This window comes from Intrasporangium sp. (genome assembly GCF_035280925.1).
In the GTDB taxonomy this organism is placed as follows: domain Bacteria; phylum Actinomycetota; class Actinomycetes; order Actinomycetales; family Dermatophilaceae; genus Intrasporangium.
This window is the reverse complement of record NZ_DATEEY010000104.1, coordinates 1-2,627: the sequence shown is the minus strand read 5'-3', so window position 1 is coordinate 2,627 and position 2,627 is coordinate 1. Positions and strand designations below refer to the sequence as shown.

Here is a 2,627-nt window from a genome sequence, read left to right as displayed (position 1 = left end):
CGCCCCCCAGCATCCGATCGGCCGCATCCCCGTCCTCGACGTCCGCCCGTGCGTGGACAACGGCGCCCGTCCGGCCAAGTGCGTCGTCGACGAGGAGTTCCTCGTCACCGCCACGGTGTTCCGTGAGGGCCACGACGCCGTGAACGCCTCCGTGGTGCTCACGGACCCCGACGGTGTGGAGCACCTCCTCCCCATGACCTGCACGAACCCCGGGCTCAACACGTGGGTGGCCCGCGTCAGCGCGGACCGCACCGGGTGGTGGTCCTACCGGGTCGAGGGCTGGTCCGACCCCTACGGGACGTGGGAGCACGACGCGACGATCAAGGTGCAGGCCGACGTCGACACCGAGCTCATGCTCGAGGAGGGGGCGCTGGTTCTCGAGCGCGCCATCGCCCACGGAGAGCGGACCGCCGCACAGAAGGCCGTGCTCCGGGATGCCGTCGCGGGGCTCCGCGACCCCGCCCGCCCTCCCACCGTCCGCCTCAAGGCAGGCACGGACCCCTCGGTCGAGGACGAGCTGGGAGCCCGACCCCTGCGCGAGTACGTCACCCCGTCGGCCGAGCTGCCGCTCCTCGTCGAGCGCGAGCTCGCGCTCTTCGGTGCGTGGTACGAGATCTTCCCGCGCAGCGAGGGCGCCACCTACGACGAGGAGGAGCACCGCTGGACCACGGGAACCCTTCGGACGGCGGCCCGGCGGCTCCCGGCCATCGCGGCCATGGGCTTCGACGTCGTCTACCTCACCCCGATCCACCCCATCGGGCAGGCGGCCAAGAAGGGCCCGAACAACACCCTCGACGCGCGACCCGAGGACCCCGGCAGCCCGTACGCCATCGGCTCGCCGGACGGCGGCCACGACGCCATCCACCCCGACCTCGGGACCTTCGAGGACTTCGACGCCTTCGTCGCGGAGGCGCGGCGGCTGGGCCTCGAGGTCGCCATGGACCTCGCCCTCCAGTGCTCCCCCGACCACCCGTGGGTCGCCGAGCACCCGGAGTGGTTCACCACCCGCGCCGACGGCACCATCGCGTACGCGGAGAACCCTCCCAAGAAGTACCAGGACATCTACCCCGTCAACTTCGACAACGACCCGGCCGGCATCTACGCGGAGGTCCGTCGGGTCGTCCAGGTCTGGATCGACCACGGGGTGACCCTGTTCCGGGTCGACAACCCGCACACCAAGCCGGTCGAGTTCTGGCAGTGGCTCATCGCCGACGTCGCGAAGGACCACCCCGACGTGATCTGGCTGGCGGAGGCCTTCACCAAGCCCGCGATGATGCACACCCTCGGCAAGATCGGCTTCCAGCAGAGCTACACCTACTACACGTGGCGCACCACGGCCGGCGAGCTGCGCGAGTACGTCACCGAGCTCTCCGGCGAGGCCGCGACGTACATGCGCCCCTCCTTCTGGCCGACGACCCACGACATCCTCACGCCGTACATGCAGTTCGGCGGGCCTGCGGCGTGGAAGCTGCGGGCCGCGTTGGCGGCGACCCTCGTCCCGACCTACGGGATCTACGCCGGCTACGAGCTCATGGAGCACGTGGCCCGCCCCGGCGCCGAGGAGCAGATCGACAACGAGAAGTACGAGTACAAGAACCGCCGCTGGGAGGACGACGAGCCGGGCGGCCCACGCGAGGGGCGCACACTGGCCGGGTACCTCACCCGGCTCAACGAGATCCGCCGTTCCCACCCCGCACTGCACCGCCTGCGCGACATCCGCTTCCACCACGTCGACGACGAGAACTTCCTCGCGTTCTCCAAGCGCCGCCGGCTGGCGGACGGCACCGAGGACGTCGTCGTCGTCGTCGCGAACCTCGACCCGCACTCCACGCGCGCGACGACCCTGCGCCTCGACATGGGGGCGCTCGGCCTGGAGCCGGGCGACAGCTTCCAGGCCAGCGACCTCGTCACCGGCGAGACGTGGACCTGGCAGAGGGACACGTACGTGCGCCTCGGACCGGAGGTCGAGCCCGTCCACCTCGTGTCGGTGAGGAGACCCTGGTGACGGTGATCGCCGGGATGGGCCACTCCACCCCGGGACTCGGCGCCAACCAGCCGGGACTGCGCCACGACCCCGAGTGGTTCCGCACCGCCGTCTTCTACGAGGTCCTCGTGCGCGCCTTCGGCGACAGCAACGGTTCCGGTGAGGGTGACTTCGCCGGCATCGTCAACCGGCTCGACTACCTCCAGTGGCTCGGAGTGGACTGCCTGTGGCTCCCGCCGTTCTACGCCAGCCCGCTCCGGGACGGCGGCTACGACATCTCGGACTACACCCAGGTGCTCCCCGAGTTCGGCACCCTGCCGGAGTTCAAGGAGCTCATCACCCAGTCGCACGCGCGCGGCATCCGCATCGTCACCGACCTCGTCATGAACCACACGAGCGACCAGCACCCGTGGTTCCAGGCGTCGCGCAGTGACCCGGAGGGCACCTACGGGGACTTCTACGTGTGGTCCGACACCGACGACCGGTACACCGACGCGCGGATCATCTTCGTCGACACCGAGACGTCGAACTGGACCTTCGACCCCATCCGGCGGCAGTTCTTCTGGCACCGGTTCTTCAGCCACCAGCCGGACCTCAACTTCGAGAACCCCGCGGTCCACGAGGCGATGTTCGACGTGGTCCG

The 2,627-nt window shown here is 70.0% G+C and carries 2 protein-coding genes; both read left to right on the top strand.

Features of this window, described 5'->3' with window-relative positions; translation table 11 throughout:
- On the top strand, positions 1-2,005 hold a 2,005-nt coding region (locus VJN29_RS10240), incomplete at its 5' end, for an alpha-1,4-glucan--maltose-1-phosphate maltosyltransferase (protein ID WP_324143526.1).
- Positions 2,006-2,019: 14 nt separating this feature from the next.
- Positions 2,020-2,627 (top strand): alpha-amylase family glycosyl hydrolase (locus VJN29_RS10235; RefSeq protein WP_324143527.1); only part of this gene is annotated, 608 nt, incomplete at its 3' end.